This is a genomic window from Mycobacterium sp. 852014-52144_SCH5372336 (genome assembly GCF_001665615.1).
GTDB lineage: Bacteria > Actinomycetota > Actinomycetes > Mycobacteriales > Mycobacteriaceae > Mycobacterium > Mycobacterium neumannii_A.
In genome coordinates this window covers 1-741 of record NZ_LZSW01000056.1, presented here as the reverse complement: position 1 = coordinate 741, position 741 = coordinate 1, and the positions used below count along the sequence as shown (strand labels likewise).

Genomic DNA, 741 nt, shown 5'->3' with positions numbered 1-741 from the left:
ATCTCGTCGTCCGGTGACAGCGTCACCACCTACGGCGAGCCGTGGAACATGAACTGACAGACGCTCTCCCGAGCAACAGAACAGCCCCCGGAACACTCCGGGGGCTGTCTTGTTTCTGGCTGCTGGCGGAACAGGACGTTGCTATTAGGTAAACAGCGAAAGCACTTTGCTGGTGATCTTGATCACTGCGCGTTACAGCACAGAAACTGTGATCGTGGCTCGCATCGGGGTCAGGTGTGCCGCAGCACACGTCGCGATGGTCGGCGCAGCCGAAACAGCGAGCTTGAAGTCCCACGTTACCCGCGGGGTGGGTGCGGAACGCGCTCGAGGCAAGCCTTATTCGCGGCATGAACCAAATTGGGCCGCGCTGGACGGTGCCGGTAACCCGCGCGCTCGCGTTGCCGGTTTCCGTCAGCGCCGTTATGTTCCTCGTGTCAACGGATGAGCAAAGCGTAAGAGCAGCATATGAGGTCTCTCATTTGCTCAAACGCCACTCATGCGTCGTGCGGCGCTAGCGCCAGCTACGGCTGACACCAGTTGCGGGTCCACAGGGGGTCCGCATCGACTAGCTAGGGAGAACATGAAGGTATTCAGTCGGGTGCTGATGGCGCTGGTTTTGGCGATTGCCGGAGCCCTCGCGTCGTTGTTCGTGAGTTCGGGCACTTCTCACGCGGGGTTGGACAATGAGTTGAGCCTGGTTGACGGCAAGGATCGGACGCTGACGATTCAGCAGTGGGACAC

Annotated in this window: 1 pseudogene; it reads left to right on the top strand. The window is 60.1% G+C overall.

Annotated elements, in window-relative coordinates:
- Positions 1-580: 580 nt before the first annotated feature.
- Positions 581-741 (top strand): annotated as a pseudogene (locus A5759_RS18495) (porin); the annotation flags it as partial.